Raw genomic sequence first — 506 nt, forward strand, 5'->3', positions numbered from 1 at the left:
CTATAGCCATTCACCGAAAACCAATTAATCGCAGTCCCTTCAACATGATTAATCGCCGCTATATTCCCGGCCACCATTTTATTTTCGGCAGATACACACCCCAACAGCACCAAACTTACCAAGCCGCCTCCCATTCGTATAAACATGCGCCCGAATATATGCCGCAATTTTCGATGACGACTGCACACATCAAGCACCAGCGGCTTACCGATGGCACACAAACGATCACCGACACGCACTAAAGGCAACATCAGGCCACCTCTCCGTTGATCTCAAACAAGCTGCCCGCCGCACGCAACATGGCAGTGGTGCGTTCCAGGCGCTCGGCCAGGTCCTCCTGGGCGATTTGAGTTTTCAGCTCGGCGGCCACCAAGCCAATATGCGCGGTTGGCTTGAGGATTTGCTCGGCCCCTGGCAAGAACGGCACCACCAAGCCCGTGGCCTTGTCGATGACCTGATAACCGATGGTCGCGCCGCCGATGCCGGCGGCGAGGCCACCCAGGGCG

2 pseudogenes are annotated in these 506 nt (G+C 56.7%); both read right to left on the reverse strand.

Annotation, left to right across the window (positions count from 1 at the left end):
• Positions 1-251: pseudogene (locus tag ACZRMO_RS30255) on the reverse strand (hypothetical protein); the annotation flags it as partial.
• Positions 251-506 (reverse strand): annotated as a pseudogene (locus ACZRMO_RS30260) (T6SS phospholipase effector Tle1-like catalytic domain-containing protein); the annotation flags it as partial. The pseudogenes ACZRMO_RS30255 and ACZRMO_RS30260, both read right to left, overlap by 1 nt.

Source organism: Pseudomonas sp. B611 (genome assembly GCF_055407965.1).